This window comes from Actinomyces bowdenii (assembly GCF_017592395.1).
GTDB classification, from domain to species: domain Bacteria; phylum Actinomycetota; class Actinomycetes; order Actinomycetales; family Actinomycetaceae; genus Actinomyces; species Actinomyces bowdenii.
Window position 1 is genome coordinate 61,941 of sequence record NZ_JAGFOU010000011.1, and the last position, 15,924, is coordinate 77,864.

Consider the following 15,924-nt stretch of genomic DNA (forward strand, 5'->3'; position numbering starts at 1 on the left):
TGGCGCCCGAGCCTCCAAGGAAGGTTATAGCATCTGTTATATTCAGTTCATGATCGCAGCACCGACATCCCTGGAGGAGGTCGCCCGGGAGGCTGATGAGGCGACGCGGGCTGCCAGAGCGCGCCTGGTCGCCGCCGTCCGGGAGGCGTACAACACGGGTATGCCTCAAACGGAGATCGCCCGTCGCATCGGCCGCTCCCAGCCTGAGGTCTCACGGCTGGTGCGCTTCCATGGCACAACCCCTCTTGCGAGGCGGCTGAGACGGCATCGACACGAGGTCCTTCGCATCATCGGTGATGCGGGAGGCTCCAAGGTAAGAGTCTTCGGCTCGGTCGCGACGGGGCGGGAACGAGAGGGTTCCGACATCGATCTGCTGTTCCACATGGACAGGCCCATGGGCCTGATGCGGCTGTCACGTCTTGAGCTCGAGCTCGAGCAGATCCTTGGAGTGGAGGTCGATCTCGTCCCCGACTCCACTATCGCCCCCTACATCAGGAATCGAGTCATGTCGGAGGCGACACCACTGTGACCCCTACGAGCAGAACGCCGGATGAGCTCCTGCAGGAGGCGCTGTTCCACTGTGAGCGTGCGATGTCTTATGCGCAGCGCGATCTGTCGGACATGATGGCACTCGACGCTGTCGCCCTGCGGATCGTGGCCGGAATCGACGCCATTGGCGCATTGCCCGAGGGCCTCCGCTCCGAGGTCGCAGGAGGCGACTGGCCTGTCATCCGCGGGATGCGCAATCGGATCGTTCACGGCTATGTCGCCGTTGACTCAGAGGTGCTGGCAACCACCGCCCAGGAGGATGTGCCAGTTCTTGTTCACGCGCTCCGTGACGCCATCGAGCGACGAGGCGCCGGCCAGCGTATGGACGGCGCCGCCGATACCCATGCGTGAGGGCTGCTCGTGCGCCGTGCAGTCGGCCGTGGCGGGGTCAGTGGGGCCATCGGCCCTCTGAGCGGCATGCCGCCGGGCTGACGGAGGCCTCGCGGGGACCGGCGGCCGGGCGCTTCGGGCTCGGGCGGCCGACCCGCTAGCCTTCACCCTCGTGACCATGCTCCGAGCTCAGGCCGCCTACCAGCGGGCGGCAGCGGCCTTCAAGAGCCCGACCCTCGACCTCCTCCACGGGCGCCACGCCCCCTTCGTCGTCGCCGCCCTGTCCCTGCTCTTCACCGCCGAGCGCCCCGCGGTCCCGGTGGCCGAGGCCCACGCCGAGGTCGGCGACATCGCCGAGCAGCTGCGCGCCGCCGGCTACGGCGATGACGAGCGCGGCCTGCCCACCGGCTCCGGGCGGGACCTGTGCCGCTACTGGGCGCGGGTGGGCTGGCTCATCCCCCAGATCGAGGAGGGCGCCGAGGTCTACCGCCTCTCAGCCCACGCCGTGGGCGCCCTGGAGATCGTCGGCCGCACCGGGGCGGGCCGCTCCCGCGTCTCGCGCTCCCGCATGCGCACCCTCCTGGAGAGCGTCGACCAGCTCGTGCGCTCGGCCGAGACCAGCCCCATGGCCCGCATGGCCCGCCTGGTCGCCCAGCGCGCCGAGATCGAGGCCGAGATCGAGCGCGTCAGCCGCGGGCACATCGAGCCCGTCGACGACGACCAGCTCCTGGAGGAGGCCGAGAACGTCCTGCACCTGTCCCAGGAGCTGCCCGCCGACTTCGCCAGGGTGGCCGAGTCCATCAAGGCCATGCAGCGCGACGTCGTCACCGAGCTGCGCCGCGACATCCGGCCCACGGGCGAGGTCCTGCGCGAGTACCTCCTGCGCGGCCAGCACGTCATGGAGGCCACCGCGGAGGGACGGGCCTTCGCCGGTGCCCTGCGCCTCCTGGGCGACCCTGAGCACCTCGAGCGGCTCAACGACCAGCTGGGCGAGGTCCTGGACCGCCCCTTCGCCAGGCTCATGCCCCCCGACCAGCAGCGCGAGCTGCGGGCGGTGGCCGCACGGGTCGAGCAGGGAGTCCAGGAGGTCCTCACCGCCCAGCGCCGCGCCTCCCACGTCATCACCGCCCAGGTGCGCACCCACGACCCCGTGCGCGACCGCGAGGTCGACGACCTGCTGCGCTCGGTCATGGCCTCCCTGCAGTCCTGGATGCAGGAGCCCCGCGGCGGGCCCGCCCCCATCCCGCTGCGCACCCTGCCGACGGCCGACCTGGGCCACCTGCGCCAATCGCTCAGCGATCCGCACCCGCCCCAGGCCCCCGAGCCGCTGCGCCAGGGCGAGGACGTCGAGTTCCTGGACACCGACACCCGCGCCTGGGGAGGCCCCCACTACGGCGAGCTGGAGGACCACATCGCCGCCATGGAGGCCGACCGCTTCGACCTGGCCCAGGCCTTCCAGGCGGCGGATGAGGGCATCCGCCGCCCCGTCGACCTGCTGGGCCTGCTGGAGATCGCCCACCGCAACGGCATGACCGAGGGCGAGGAGGTCAGCGTCGTCGAGGCCCTGCGCCCCGACGGCACCGTGCGCCGCTTCGCCTTCGCCGCCGTCACCGCCAGCACCCGCAGCCCGCGCGAGGGCGCCCACCACGAGGAGGACGGCCAGTGAGCCAGGAGATCCCCAGCACCCCGATGGACCAGGAGGGCCCCTTCCTCGAGCCCGTCCCCATGGAGGAGGACACCGAGCAGTGCTTCCCCGGGGACCGCGGCGTCCTGGAGCCGGCGGTGCGCCGCGTCCTGGTGCGCCTGCTCCGGCAGCGCTTCCTGGAGGCGGCGCGCCACCGCGAGGAGTGGAGGATCCTGGTGGACAACCGGCAGGTCATCGAGTCCCGCCTCAACGACCTGTTCATCCGCCTCGTGATCGACCTCGACCGCGGCCTGGCCTACAAGCAGCAGGTCCGCTCCCAGGACGTCGACGCCCCCATCCTGCTGCGCGACGAGCCCTACTCGCGCGCCGAGACCCTCGTCCTGGTCTACCTGCGCACCGTCTACCAGCGCGAGTCCACCGCCGGGGAGAGCGCCGCCCGCGTCGACGTCGAGGAGGTCGAGCAGACCGTGCTCAGCTACTTCGCCCAGGGCGACCGGGACACCGCCAGGAGGCAGACCACGATCCGCCGGGCCCTGGACCGGCTGAGCCGCGAGGGGCTCATCGAGGAGGAGTCCGAGGGGCGATACCTCATCAGCCCGCTCATCGAGATCATCCTCAGCGCCAACCGCCTGCGCGAGCTCGACGCCTGGCTGCGCGCCCACACGGGCCAGGGGGAGCACTCAGTCGAGCACCCCGGGAGCCCTGAGCCGGAGCGCCCCGAGGCCGCCGAGGCCTCCGGCATCCCCGCACCCCCCGACGGCACGCCCTCCCACCAGGTGGACGACGAGCACCCAGGAGACCCGCTGTGACCATGCTCGACACGCTCTTCGGCCTCATCCCCGCCCAGTCCCGGGGGCAGCAGTGGCTGGCCGAGGAGCTCCAGCTCATCAACTGGGGCGGCTACGACGGCGGGCCCCACCGCGTCCGCTTCTCCCCGGGTGCCACCCTGCTGTGCGGGGGCTCGGGCTCGGGCAAGTCCACCCTCATGGACGCCTACATCGCGCTCATGATGCCGCACACCACCCCCTTCAACGGCGCCTCCAACGGCGGGGTCTCGGGGCGGGCCCGCAGCGGGGACCAGCGCAATATCCTGTCCTACGGGCGCGGCAAGATCGATGAGTCGCGCACCGAGGAGGGCACCCGCATGCGCGTCCTGCGCGGCGATGGCCGCGACACCTGGACGGCGGTGGCCATGACCTGGGCCGATCACGACGGCTCCCGCTTCACCGCGGTGCGCGCCTGGTACATCCCCGCCTCGGCCCGCGCCCTGGAGGAGACGGTCAAGGTGCGCGGTGTCGTCGATGGCCCCTTCGACCTGGCCGACCTGGAGCAGGCCGCCGCCCAGCGACTGGCGGCCCCGGCCCTGCGGGCCGCAGGCCTGGAGACCATGGCCACCGACCGCGAGTTCCTGGCCCGCATGTACTCGGTGCTGGGCATCGGGGCCGCCGGCTCGGGCGCCAAGGCCATGGGGCTGCTGGCCAGGATCCAGGCCGGCCAGCAGATCAGCACCGTCGATGAGCTCTACAAGCGCATGGTCCTGGAGGCCCCCGAGACCCTGGCGGCGGCCGAGGCGGTGGTGGCCCACTTCGATGAGCTCGACGCCACCCGCGAGCGCATGGTCACCGCCCAGAAGCAGGTGCGGGCCCTGGCGCCCATCCGCCAGATGCGCGAGCGGATCGAGCAGGCCGGCGAGCGCCTGCGGCTCATCGACCGCATCGGCTCCTTCTCCCAGGCCGGCTCCCGGGCTGCGCTGTGGCGCCATGAGCGCCGGCTGGGCCTGCTGCGCGAGGTGGAGGATGAGCTGCACGGCCGCAAGCGGGAGGCCGATGCCGTGCTGCGCGAGCGCGAGGCCGCGGCGCGCACGGCCCAGGCTGAGTACGAGGCGGCCCTGGAGGTGGTGCGCCACTCGGGGGGAGGGCGGCTGGAGGCCGCCGAGCGCGAGCTGCGTGCCGTGGAGCGGCGCCTGGAGGATGTGCGCCGGGCCCGCGAGCGCTTCGCCGAGGCCACCGCCTGCCTGGAGGCGCGGGTGACCACCGAGAAGGACTTCGCCGCCCTGGCCCGGCGGGCGCGCGCCGAGCTGGACCGTCCGCGGGGCCGAACGGCGCTGCGCAGCGCCTACGCCGAGGCCCGGGCCCGGGCCACCGCCCTGCGCCGGGACCTGGAGGAGGCCCAGGCGGAGCGGGAGCTGGCGCGGGGACGCCAGGACAGCATCCCCACCCGCCTCCACGACTCGCGGCGGATGCTGGCCGAGGCGGCGGGATTGAGCTCCTCCGAGCTGCCCTTCGTGGGCGAGCTGGTGGAGGTGCGCGCCGAGTTCGAGCCGTGGCGCGAGGCCTTCAACCTGGCGCTGGGCGGTTTCGCCACCACCCTGCTCATCGATGCCGCCCACCTGGAGCGATTCCGCGAGGCCATCAACGCGGTGCGCACGCCTGCCAGGCTGCGCTACGAGGGGGTCCACACGGGCCTGGAGCGCCGGGGGGAGCCGGATCCCCGCAGCCTGCCGGGACGCCTGGACTACCGCGAGACCGTCTTCACCGGCTGGCTCAGGGACCGCCTGGAGCAGCAGTTCGGCTTCATCTGCGTCGATTCCGCGCGCGAGCTGCGCGACCACCCCAGGGCCCTGACCCTGACCGGCCAGGTCTCCCAGGGCGGCCGCGGCGCCCACGGCGGGCAGGGCGGGCGCAATGTGCTCGGCTTCTCCTCCCACCGCCGCCTGGAGGAGCTGGACCGGGAGATCTCCGCCCTGCGCGAGCGGGCCGAGCGGGCGGCGCGGGAGCAGGAGCGCGCCGAGGAGGACCTGGACACCATGGAGGCCCGGCACGGCGCCTGCGCCAGGGTCCTGGAGACCGATTGGGCGCAGATCGACGTCGCCTCCGTGGAGCGCGAGCGCCAGCGGTGGAGCGGGGTCATCGCCGAGGTCTCCTCCTCCAGCCCCCGGATCGCCGAGCTGCAGCAGCGCTGCACGGTGCTTCAGGCCCGGGTCGACGGCCTGCGCGAGGGGATCGGGCGCGCCAAGGCCAGGCAGGAGCAGATCGAGGCCCAGTGGGCGGCCAACACCGATGCCGTCGACGAGGCCCAGACGGCGCTGGATGAGGCGCGGGAGGAGGATGGGGTCATCCTCTCCGAGGAGGAGCAGGCCTACCTCGATGGGCGCTTCCCCCTGGAGGAGCCCGCGGGGACCGGGTCAGCCCCCTCGCCCAACGCGCGGCTGGAGCGCTTCGATGCCGCTCTCTCGACGGCCTCGCGGCTGGTGGAGGAGGACCGGCGCTCCGCCATGGAGACCGTGGGCCAGCAGCGCGAGGCACTGCGCCGCACCCTGGAGGGCTTCCTGGACACCTGGCCCAACCCGAGCCTGCGGGCCGACCCGGACACCTCCCTGAAGGACTTCGAGCGGATCCTCCAGGACCTGGAGACCAGCGGCCTGCACGAGCTGGAGGCCCAGTGGCGCAACAGCCTCCTGAGGCTGTCGGGCAATGACCTGACCAACCTGGACTCCTCGCTCAGCCGCGCCCGGAGGGAGATCCAGGAGCGCATCGCGCCGGTCAACCGGATCATGGAGGATCTGCCCTTCTACGACGACGACCACCGGCTGCAGATCAGCCTGCACGAGAACCAGTCCGAGGTGCGGCGCCGCTTCCGCAGGGAGCTGCGGGAGGTGCGCGGGCTCATCGATGCGGCCAGCAGCGACGCCCAGCGCGAGCAGGCCTATGGGCGGATGTCCCGGCTCATCGACAGGATCCGCCGTGATGCCCCCGATGTCGCCACCCTCATCGATGTGCGCACGCATGTGCGCATCAGTGCCGAGAAGGTCCACGCCCGCACCAAGGAGCATGCCGCCCTGTACGACCACATCGGGGAGAAGTCCGGAGGGGAGTCCCAGGAGCTCATCGCCTTCATCGTGGGGGCCGCCCTGCGCTACCAGCTCGGCGACGCCGATGCGGCCCGGCCCCGCTACGCCGTGGTCTTCCTCGACGAGGCCCTCATCAAGGCCGATGCCCGCTTCACCCAGCGGGCCATCGGCGCCTGGCGGGGCCTGGGATTCCAGCTGGTCATCGGGGCCCCCAACGACAAGTACAGTGCCATCGAGCCCCATGTCGAGGCCGAGTACGACATCCTCAAGGACACCCGCGGCCGTTCCTGGGCCAAGCCGAAGGTCGCGCTGCCCGGTGGCGGCGCCGTGGGGCAGGACGGCGCGCGGGGCGCCGGCTGAGGCGGCTGCTGATCGACTGCTGTGGTCACTGGCCCCGGCCGGGCGCGCCTGGAGCGGGATCACAGGGAACGGCGCCCCCGCATGGAGCCACTTACCAGGAGAAGCCCAACCTGTCACCCCCTTGGGTCACAGGACGGCGTCAGAAAGGTCACGGTCGGATCACGCGCCGATGACGCCATGGTTGTGGTTGAGTACATCGCGTTGGAGGCAGGGGGCCGCACAGCCCACTGCTGGTCCCACCGCGCATCGACGCAGATCCCCAGTTCCCGGGATCACCTCCGCGATGCCGTGCCCCGAGCAAGAGAGAACAACCATGATGATCAAGCGCGCTATCGCCGCCGCCGTCCTGGCCGCCGCACCGCTCGCCCTCGCCTCGCCCGCCGTTGCGGTCCAGGCCGAGCCGCCCGCCGCCGTGGGGGTCCGGCCCTCCGCCATCACCGCTGAGGGCGCCGGCTACGCCCAGACGGTGCTGGACAAGGTCAACGAGCTGCGAGCGAGCCAGGGCCTCCAGCCGGTCACCCGCTTCGTCGAGCTGGACAACGTGGCCCAGGGCTGGACCGAGCAGATGGCCGCCGGCGGATTCCTGGAGCACAACCCCTCCTTCTCCCAGTCCTACCCCGCGGGCTGGAGCGGTGCCTCGGAGAACATCGCCACCACCGGCGGGCCCTCCTCCACCGCGGATGTCGGCACCATGATGTTCGAGCTGTGGCTCAACTCCCCGGGTCACTACAAGAACATGGTCGACCCCGATGCCAACGCCATCGGCATCGGCTTCGCCCTGGACTCCAAGGGCTCCTGGTACGCCACCCAGAACTTCGCGGCCTACTCGGACACCTCCTCGCTGACCCAGACGGGCGGCAGCAACGGTGGCAGCACGGGCACCACCCCGCCGGACACGACGACGCCCCCGGCTCCGCCCACGAGCCAGCAGCCGCCGGCCCCGCCGACGACCACGGCGCCGGCCCCCACGCCCTCCACCTCGGCCCCGGCCGCCCCGCCCACCACTGAGAGCGCTCCGCCGGCAACCCCCAGTGCCCCGGCCACGGAGACGACTGCGCCCGCCCCCAGTGCGCCCTCCACCACGGTGCAGACCACCAGCACAAGCACCCAGACGGCGGGCGCCCCCTCAGTCCCGGGGGTCACGGCCAGCGCCAGCGCGCCCGTGGTCACCGCCGGCGGCAGCACCCCCGGCGGCCCGACTCTGGCCAACACGGGCACCAGCATCGCCGCGGCCCTCATCGCCCAGGCGCTGATCGGAGCCGGGCTGTTCCTCATGTGGACCCGTCGCCGCCGCCACAGCTGACAGGACGCGGACACGGCGCTGCGCAGGACGCAGCCATCCCCACGCGGGTGCGCCCGGGGCTACTGGCCCCGGGCGCACCCGCGTCCTGCCTCCGGGGCCGGGAGCCAGGCGCCCCAGGGGCCAGGACCTGAGAGGATAGGGGGGTGAAGCACGCACCCCTGGAGCCCGAGCTGGCCGCGCCCCTGCCCGAGTCCATCGACCTGCGCCTGGTCGTCAGCGACATGGATGGAACCCTCATGGATGGCCAGGGCCTGCCCCCGGCAGGACTGGTGCCCTGCCTGGCGGCGATGCGCGCCGCCGGGGTCCTGTTCGCCCCCGCCTCGGGGCGCCAGCTGGCCAACCTGAGATCCGTCCTGGGGCCCGAGATCGACGAGGCCCCCGTCATCGCCGAGAACGGAACCCTGGTGGTTCAGGGAGAGCAGGAGATCTACTCCCAGACCATCAGCGCGCAGGAGGCCGCCGCAGCTGTGGCCACCGTGCGCGACCTGCGCATGGACGGCTACGACGTCGGGGCCGTCGTGGCCTGCAAGCACTGCGCCTATGTCGACAGGCGCGACGCCGCCTTCCTGGATCAGGCCTCCCTCTACTACGCCGCCCTCGAGGTGGTCGACGACCTCATGGGCATGCCCCTGAGCGATGTCATCAAGATCGCCGTCTACGACTTCGCCGACGTCGAGGAGGGCACCTCCCAGGCCCTGGCCGCCGCCGTGCCCGGGGTGCAGACGGTCGTCTCGGGCAGGCACTGGACCGACATGATGTCCCCGGGCGCCTCCAAGGGCCGGGCCCTGGCCGCGCTCCAGAAGCGCCTGGGCATCACCCCGGCCCAGACCGCCGTCTTCGGCGACTACCTCAACGACCTCGATCTGTACGACCACGCCGAGCTGGGCTTCGCCGTGCGCAACGCCCACCCCGGCATCCACGCGGTGGCCGCCTACACCGCCCCGGCCAACACCGAGGACGGCGTGCTGCGCACCATCCACGAGCTGCTGGCCCGCATGCGGTGAACGGCCGCCGGTCGGGGGAGAGGCGGGGCTCAGGAGGGGCGGCGGCCCATGAGGGCGTCGAGCTGACGGCGCTCCCTCTTCGTGGGACGGCCCGAGCCCCGAGCCCGGATGATCGCCGCGGGCGCATCCAGCGGCGAAGGCCGGGGCGGGGAGAAGTCCGTGTAGGCGGTGCGGGCGATCGGGGCGCCCACCCGCTTGGTCAGGATCCGCGCCACCCGCAGGAAGCGATCGAAGCCATCGACCCGCAGTCGGACCTCATCACCGACCGCCACCCGGTGGGCGGGCTTGACCGTCTCGCCATTGATGCGCACATGCCCGGCCCGGCAGGCGGCCGTGGCCGCCGAGCGGGACTTGACCTGGCGCACGCTCCACAGCCACACATCGATCCTCGCCGAGGCCGGGCCCTCAGCGCCTCCGGTGGAGGCGGCGGGAGGGGAGCCGGCAGGCGCGCCGGGGGCCGCCTGCCCGCCGCGTGAGCGCTGTGACCTCGTCATGCCACCATCCTAAGTCGCTCAGCGGCGCCGCCCCGAGCGGCGCCTGCGCGCACCGGCGCGCCGCCGGCCCCGAGCACCCCGGGCGATGAGGCCCCAGCCCAGGATGAGGGCGCCCAGGGCCACCAGGCCCAGGGACACGGTGCTTCCGGCCATCCGGGAGCCGACCTCCCGGGCCGTGCCCGCGGCGTCCTCCAGCACGGAGGTGGTGCCATCGCCCCCGGCCAGGCAGTCGCTCAGGGCGGAGCGCAGGGCGTCCCTGTCCGGCTGGGGCAGCCCCAGGCCATAGGCGGAGGCCACCGAGACGAAGCGCTGGGCGTACTGGCAGCGGTACTCCCGGTTGGCCGGCCACCACCCCTGGCCCGCCGCCGTCTGCCAGGTGCCGGTCTCGCTCGATCCCATGGGGCAGGTCGCCGGGCCGCAGGCGCCCTTGGCCTCATTGGCATCGCCGTCGACCGCCAGCAGGTTGAGGGGGTCATTGGCCACCAGGAGGCGCGTGCGCTCGGGCCAGGACCAGGCGCCGTGGGCGTAGAGGTAGTTCAGGGGAACCACATGGTCGATCTGCACGGCCGCAGAGGTGTCCTGCCCCCGTTGGAAGGCGATGGTGGCCCCCGTGTAGGGGTCCTGGAGGGTCCCCGACCACACGGTGGCATCCGGGCAGACGGAGGCGCCCGCACCGCGGGCCTCCTGCGGGCCCTGGGCGCCGGGGGAGCGGGAGTAGTCGGCCTGGCTCAGATCCCGGGCCAGGATCTCGTTGCGGGTATCGCAGCCATCGCCGTCGACATCCACCCAGGCCTCGCCGAACCAGCCCTTCCTCGACCCTCCCTGCCCCCAGGACTGGGGCGCGGGGAGGTCGGCGGGCAGCGCCTCCAGGGCGTCGAGCGCCTCCTGGGGCTCCAGGACCAGGCCGCCCCGGTCGTCCCAGGCGGCCCCGGCCGGGGCCGAGGGGCCGGCCGCCCCAGGATCCTGGGCGGCCCCGTGGGCGGGGCAGCAGGCCAGGGCCGCGGCCAGGAGCGGGACCAGGGCGGGCAGCAGCGGCCCGCGCAGGGCCGGGCAGCGGTGCCGGGCGCGGCCCGGTCGCTCAGGAGGGCGCACCCGCGGCCGCCGCGGTATCGAGATACCAGGTGGTCGTGCGACCACGGGCGCAGGAGGCCGGAGCGGCCACGGCATCGGGGGCGCCCAGGGAGGCGGCCACGGCCCGGGCCTTGCCCGCGCCGCCGGCCACCACCATGACCGCCCCGGAGCGGTGGATGGCATCGAAGGTCAGGGAGCAGCGCTGCGGCGGCGGCTTGGGGGAGTGGTCCACGGCCACGGCACTGACCCCGGTGCTCAGCGCCGCGGGGTGGGCGGGGAACAGGGAGCACACATGGGCGTCGGGGCCCAGCCCCAGGTGGACCACGTCGAAGGAGCCGTCCCGGGGGCCGTGCTCGGCCAGGTCCCGGGCGAGGCGGGCGGTGGCCTCCTCCAGGCCGGCCACCTGCTCGGGGCCGGCCAGGCGGTGCACCGCGGACTCGGGGACACCCGCCTCGATCAGGGGCGCGGCCAGCAGGTCGTTGCGCTGCTCATCGCCCAGGGGCACGAAGCGCTCATCGCCGAACCACAGGTGGATGGAGCCGAGGACCGGGGCCGGCAGGGCACCGAGCTGCTCGGAGAGCATGCCGGCCAGGGCCACGCCCGCCGAGCCGCCGGTGAGGGCCAGATGCGCCACGCCGTTGCGAAGGACCGCCCGCTCCAGGATCTCGGCGGTCCGCCGGGCCGCCCGCCGTGAGGCATCCTCCAGGTCGGGGGCCACCACGATGCCCGGCGCGGACAGGGCGGCCGCCGCGCGCTCGATGCGGGCCGCCGCCGCGGCCCCGCCGCCATGGGGGGCGGGGCCGGCCGCGGTGCTAGTGCCGCCCATGGGCGCGCTCCCGGCTGAAGGCGGTGAGGACCTCGTGGTAGACCAGGTCCGGGGTCAGGCGGCGCAGCTCCTCGTTGAGGGTGGTGATCGGCTCGCGCCGCGCCATGGTCACCACGCGGGGCTGGGCCCCGGGGCGCGTGATCGTCACCCGCTCGTGGTCGTGGCGGGCGATGACGATGTCGCCCTGGGCCGTGTGCGCGGTGATGGTGGCGATGCCGCGGAATCCGTCCTCATCGAGACGGCGCACCCCCACGCCCAGCCGCAGGCCCAGCCAGGTGGCCATGAGGCTCACCGAGGAGTTGCCCGGCTCGCCGCTGAGGGTGATCGCCTCGACCCCTCCGGAGCGCAGCACGGCGTCCAGGGTGGTCACGACCATGGCCCGCCACAGGGTGATGCGGGTCCAGGCCAGGTCGATGTCCCCGGGCACCGAGACCGGGGCCAGTGCCTCCAGGGCGCGGTCGGGATCGGGCTGGGCGGGGGTGTTGGTGATGCGCGTGGTCCCCAGCCTGCCCAGGGGGTCCTGGGAGGGCACCGGGGGCGCCTCGGTGGGCCACCAGACCACCACCGGGACATCGGGCAGCAGGAAGGGCACCACGAGGGTGTCGGTGTGCTCGGCGGCCAGGCCCCACGGGCGCAGCACCAGGGTCTCCCCGGCACCGGCGTCGTGGCCCACGCGGATCTCGGCGTCGAGGTGCCCCGCCGCATCGGCCTCGTCATGCCCCTGCCCATCCTCATGGGCCCGCCCGGAGCCGGGGGCGGGCGGGTGCACGACGGCGACGACCCGGCACGGGTGATCGCGGCTGGCCCCGTGCGCGGCGCACAGGGCATCCTCCAGGCCCTCGGCGTCGGTGGGGATGACCAGGGTCAGGACCCGTGAGGCCCCGGCGCTGCCGGAGTGCTCCAGGAGCTCGGAGACGATCCGGGAGGTCGTGGTCGCGGACAGCTGGGTGATCATGAGCGCCTCCAGGAGCGGCCGTCGCGGGCGAGCAGCTCGTGGGCCCCGGTGGGTCCCCAGGACCCGGGCCGGTAGTCCTGCGGGGCGCCCGAGGCCGCCCAGTGCTCGATGACAGGGTCGAGGATCCTCCAGGACAGGTCCACCTCCCGCTGATGGGGGAACAGCGGGGCATCGCCCAGCAGGGCGTCCAGGATGAGGCGCTCATAGGCCTCGGGGGACTCCTCGTTGAAGCTCGCGCCATAGCCGAAGTCCATGGACACGTCGCGCAGCTCCATCTGGGTGCCGGGGACCTTGGAGGCCAGGCGCAGCGTGATGCCCTCGTCGGGCTGGATGCGCAGGACGATCGTGTTGGCCCCCAGGCCGGCGGTCGCGGCGCTGGTGAAGGGCAGGAAGGGCGGCTGCTTGAAGACCACCGCGACCTCCGTGACCCGCCGGGCCAGGCGCTTGCCCGCCCGCAGGTAGAAGGGCACCCCGGCCCAGCGCCGGTTGGCGATCTCCAGGCGCAGGGCCGCGTAGGTCTCCGTGCGCGAGTCCGGGGCCACCCCCTTCTCCTCCAGGTAGCCGCGCACCGGCAGCCCGCCCTGGAAGCCGGAGCCGTAGCGGCCCCGGGCCGTGGTCAGGTCCAGGTCCAGCACGCCGTCGCGCTCCAGGACGACGGCGGCCAGCACCTTCTCCTTCTCCGCGCGCACCGCCTCGGCCGCCATGGATGTGGGCTCCTCCATGGCGGTGAGGGCCAGCAGCTGCAGCAGGTGGTTCTGGATGACATCACGGGCCGAGCCAATGGTGTCGTAGTAGCCGGCGCGGGTGCCGATGCCGATGTCCTCGGCCATGGTGATCTGAACGTGATCCACATAGCGCTGGTTCCACAGGGGCTCGAACATGGTGTTGGCGAAGCGCAGCGCCAGGATGTTCTGGACCGTCTCCTTGCCCAGGTAGTGGTCGACCCGGAAGACGTCGTCGGGGCGCACGATGCGCCCCACCAGCTCGTCGAGCTCGCGGGCCGAGGCCCGGTCGTGCCCGAAGGGCTTCTCGATGACCACCCGGCGCCAGGAGCCCTCGGCATCATCCATCAGGCCCGAGCGGGCGATGCGCTCGGTGACCGCGGGGAACCAGCCCGGGGGGATGGACAGGTAGAAGGCGCGGTTGCCCAGCGTGCCCCGGGACTCGTCGAGCTCGGCGACCACCCGGGCGAGGGCCTCGTAGGCCGCGTTGTCCTCGAAGGAGTCGAACTCCACGAAGCGCATGCCGGCGGCCAGCTGCTCCCAGATGGCGGGGCGCCAGGGGGTGCGGGCGCCGCTGCGCGCGGCCTGCTCCACGTAGTGGCGCATGTCGTCGTCGCCCCAGTGGCGACGGCCCACGCCCACCAGGGAGAAGCTGGGGGACAGCAGGCCACGATTGGCCAGGTCGTAGATGGCGGGCAGCAATTTGTGGCGCGCCAGGTCCCCGGTGATGCCGAACATGACCAGCACGCAGGGGTCGGCGATCCGCGGCAGCCGCAGGTCACGGCCGTCCAGGAGCGGGTTGACCCCCGGCGAGCCCTGCTCGGCGGCGGGGGAGGGCGCGGGGTGAGAGTGGGGCACGCGAGCCTTCCTGATACTCGGGGAGCGGCCCTGTCTGGGACGCTGGGCCCATCCTAGGGGCTCGGGCCCACCGCGGCGCAGGGGGCTCCGGGCGGGCGCGGCGCCGCGCCGCGCCCTGTGCCCGGGAGACGGCGGGGAGCCGGGCCGGCGGGAGGCGGGGCGGCCCCGGCGAGTTCGCGCACGGCGGAGCCGCCGGGCCCGGTGGCTCCGGTCGGCCCGCTCAGCCCCCGCACCGGGTGTCCCGCACTCCCGCGCCGATCCGGCCCTCCCAGGGGGCGGGGCCGGATCGGGCCGACCGGGGGCCGGGCGCGGTAGGGTCGGGCGCAACCGGCGCCGGCCGGGACCCGGCGCGCTCCAGCGGCCCGGGCCCCGGCCGGCCCATACCTGACCGCACACCTGGAAAGGCCCCTCATGAGCGGATTCGCCCCGCAAGCCTCCTCAGCCGACCTCGGCGTCTACGGGCTGGGGGTGATGGGATCCAACCTCGCCCGCAACCTCGCCCGCAACGGGTACTCCGTGGCCGTGTTCAACCGCACGCTGGCGCGCACCGAGCGGCTCATGGAGCGCCACGGGCAGGAGGGCGACTTCGTCCCGGCCCAGGAGCTCAAGGACTTCGTGGCCGCCCTGCGGGTGCCGCGCGTGGCCATCATCATGGTCCAGGCCGGCGCCGGAACCGAGGCCGCCATCTCCCAGCTGGCCGATCTCATGGAGCCGGGCGACATCATCGTCGACGCCGGCAACACCCTGTACACCGACACCCGCCGCCGCGAGGAGGCCCTGCGCGAGCGCGGCATCCACTTCGTGGGCATGGGCGTGTCGGGCGGCGAGGAGGGGGCGCTGCTGGGCCCATCGATCATGCCCGGCGGCACCGCCGAGTCCTACCGGCGCCTGGGCCCCATGCTCGAGTCCATCTCCGCCAAGGTCGACGGCGTGCCCTGCTGCACCCACGTGGGCCCCGACGGCGCCGGCCACTTCGTCAAGATGGTGCACAACGGCATCGAGTACGCCGACATGCAGCTCATCGCCGAGGCCTACGACCTGCTGCGCTGCGTGGGCGGTCTGAGCGTGCCCCAGATCGCCGAGGTCTTCCGCGACTGGAAGGACTCCGAGCTCGACTCCTACCTCATCGATGTCACCACCGAGGTCCTGGAGCGCACCGATCCGGCCACCGGGCGGCCCTTCGTCGATGTCGTGGTCGATGCCGCCTCCCAGAAGGGGACCGGGGTGTGGACCACCCAGACCGCCCTGGACCTGGGCGTGGCGGTCCCCGCCATTGCCGAGGCCACCTTCGCTCGCGCCGCCTCCTCCTCGGACAGGCTCCGCAGCGCCGTGCGCACCGCCGAGATCGACCCGGGCACCGCCGACCAGCCGCCCATGAGCGACCAGGAGCGCCGGGACTTCATCGACTCGGTCAAGCAGGCGCTCTACGGCTCCAAGATCGCCGCCTACGCCCAGGGCTTCGACGAGATCGCCACCGCCTCCCAGCGCTACGGCTGGGATATCGACCTGGGCGCCATGGCCACCATCTGGCGGGCCGGCTGCATCATCCGGGCGCGCTTCCTGGAGGACATCACCCGCGCCTACGCCCAGGATCCGGCGCTGCCGAGCCTGCTGGCCGCCCCGGCGCTGTCCTCGGCCCTGAGCACCGCGCTGCCCGCCTGGCGCCGGGTCGTGGCCACCTCCGCCCTGGCGGGCGTGCCGGCCCCGGCCTTCGCCTCCTCCCTGGCCTACCTCGACCAGCTGCGGGCCGAGCGGCTGCCGGCGGCCCTCATCCAGGGCCAGCGGGACTTCTTCGGGTCCCACACCTACCACCGCGTTGATGACCCCGAGGGCGTCTACCACGTCCTGTGGGCCTCCGAGGACCGCCCCGAGGAGAAGTGGGACTGACCTCCCCATCCGGGTGCTCCCCGGGCCCTGCAGCCCGGGGAGCACCCGGCAGATGACCCCGCCACGCGCC

At 73.4% G+C, this 15,924-nt stretch carries 13 protein-coding genes; 8 read left to right on the forward strand and 5 right to left on the reverse strand.

All coding sequences use genetic code 11. From position 1 onward, the window contains the following. The first annotated feature begins 49 nt into the window (after positions 1–49). From J5X07_RS06440 to J5X07_RS06470, 7 genes are all read left to right on the forward strand, one after another. Complete coding sequence (locus J5X07_RS06440; RefSeq protein WP_124934371.1) at positions 50–529, forward strand: nucleotidyltransferase family protein; 480 nt, start codon at positions 50–52, stop codon at positions 527–529. After that, complete coding sequence (locus J5X07_RS06445; protein WP_208479052.1) at positions 526–900, forward strand: HepT-like ribonuclease domain-containing protein; 375 nt, start codon at positions 526–528, stop codon at positions 898–900. The genes J5X07_RS06440 and J5X07_RS06445 overlap by 4 nt, the downstream gene beginning before the upstream one ends. A gap of 157 nt (positions 901–1,057) precedes the next feature. Then, complete coding sequence (locus J5X07_RS06450) at positions 1,058–2,545, forward strand: DUF3375 domain-containing protein (RefSeq protein WP_243896545.1); 1,488 nt, start codon at positions 1,058–1,060, stop codon at positions 2,543–2,545. Next, on the forward strand, positions 2,542–3,333 hold the full coding sequence (locus J5X07_RS06455) for a DUF4194 domain-containing protein (RefSeq protein ID WP_208479054.1): 792 nt from the start codon (positions 2,542–2,544) through the stop codon (positions 3,331–3,333). Before J5X07_RS06450 ends, J5X07_RS06455 begins: the two co-directional genes overlap by 4 nt. Positions 3,334–3,335: 2 nt before the next feature. Next, positions 3,336–6,734 (forward strand): ATP-binding protein, encoded by a 3,399-nt coding sequence (locus J5X07_RS06460; protein ID WP_243896547.1) that lies wholly within the window; start codon positions 3,336–3,338, stop codon positions 6,732–6,734. Between the two features lie 316 nt (positions 6,735–7,050). Then, on the forward strand, positions 7,051–8,037 hold the full coding sequence (locus tag J5X07_RS06465; protein ID WP_341769426.1) for a CAP domain-containing protein: 987 nt from the start codon (positions 7,051–7,053) through the stop codon (positions 8,035–8,037). 143 nt (positions 8,038–8,180) lie between these two features. Then, positions 8,181–9,041: an HAD-IIB family hydrolase gene (locus J5X07_RS06470; RefSeq protein WP_124934366.1), complete on the forward strand. Its 861-nt coding sequence runs from the start codon at positions 8,181–8,183 to the stop codon at positions 9,039–9,041. Positions 9,042–9,070: 29 nt separating this feature from the next. On the opposite strand, the gene J5X07_RS06475 is transcribed toward J5X07_RS06470, so the two are convergent. From J5X07_RS06475 to zwf, 5 genes are all read right to left on the reverse strand, one after another. Then, a complete protein-coding gene (locus J5X07_RS06475) occupies positions 9,071–9,535 on the reverse strand; it encodes an RNA-binding S4 domain-containing protein (protein WP_124934365.1) in 465 nt (154 codons plus the stop codon). An 18-nt stretch (positions 9,536–9,553) separates the two neighbouring features. Continuing rightward, positions 9,554–10,543: an HNH endonuclease family protein gene (locus J5X07_RS06480; protein ID WP_424924093.1), complete on the reverse strand. Its 990-nt coding sequence runs from the start codon at positions 10,541–10,543 to the stop codon at positions 9,554–9,556. Between the two features lie 70 nt (positions 10,544–10,613). Continuing rightward, on the reverse strand, positions 10,614–11,432 hold the full coding sequence (gene pgl / locus J5X07_RS06485; RefSeq protein ID WP_208479056.1) for a 6-phosphogluconolactonase: 819 nt from the start codon (positions 11,430–11,432) through the stop codon (positions 10,614–10,616). Then, a complete protein-coding gene (locus J5X07_RS06490; protein WP_208479057.1) occupies positions 11,419–12,387 on the reverse strand; it encodes a glucose-6-phosphate dehydrogenase assembly protein OpcA in 969 nt (322 codons plus the stop codon). Before J5X07_RS06490 ends, pgl begins: the two co-directional genes overlap by 14 nt. Beyond that, positions 12,384–13,967, reverse strand: a complete 1,584-nt coding sequence (zwf, locus tag J5X07_RS06495; RefSeq protein WP_208479058.1) for a glucose-6-phosphate dehydrogenase — start codon at positions 13,965–13,967, stop codon at positions 12,384–12,386. Before zwf ends, J5X07_RS06490 begins: the two co-directional genes overlap by 4 nt. A gap of 411 nt (positions 13,968–14,378) precedes the next feature. Between zwf and gndA the strand changes: the two genes are divergently transcribed. Further along, positions 14,379–15,854: an NADP-dependent phosphogluconate dehydrogenase gene (gndA, locus tag J5X07_RS06500; protein WP_208479059.1), complete on the forward strand. Its 1,476-nt coding sequence runs from the start codon at positions 14,379–14,381 to the stop codon at positions 15,852–15,854. The last annotated feature ends 70 nt before the right edge of the window (positions 15,855–15,924 follow it).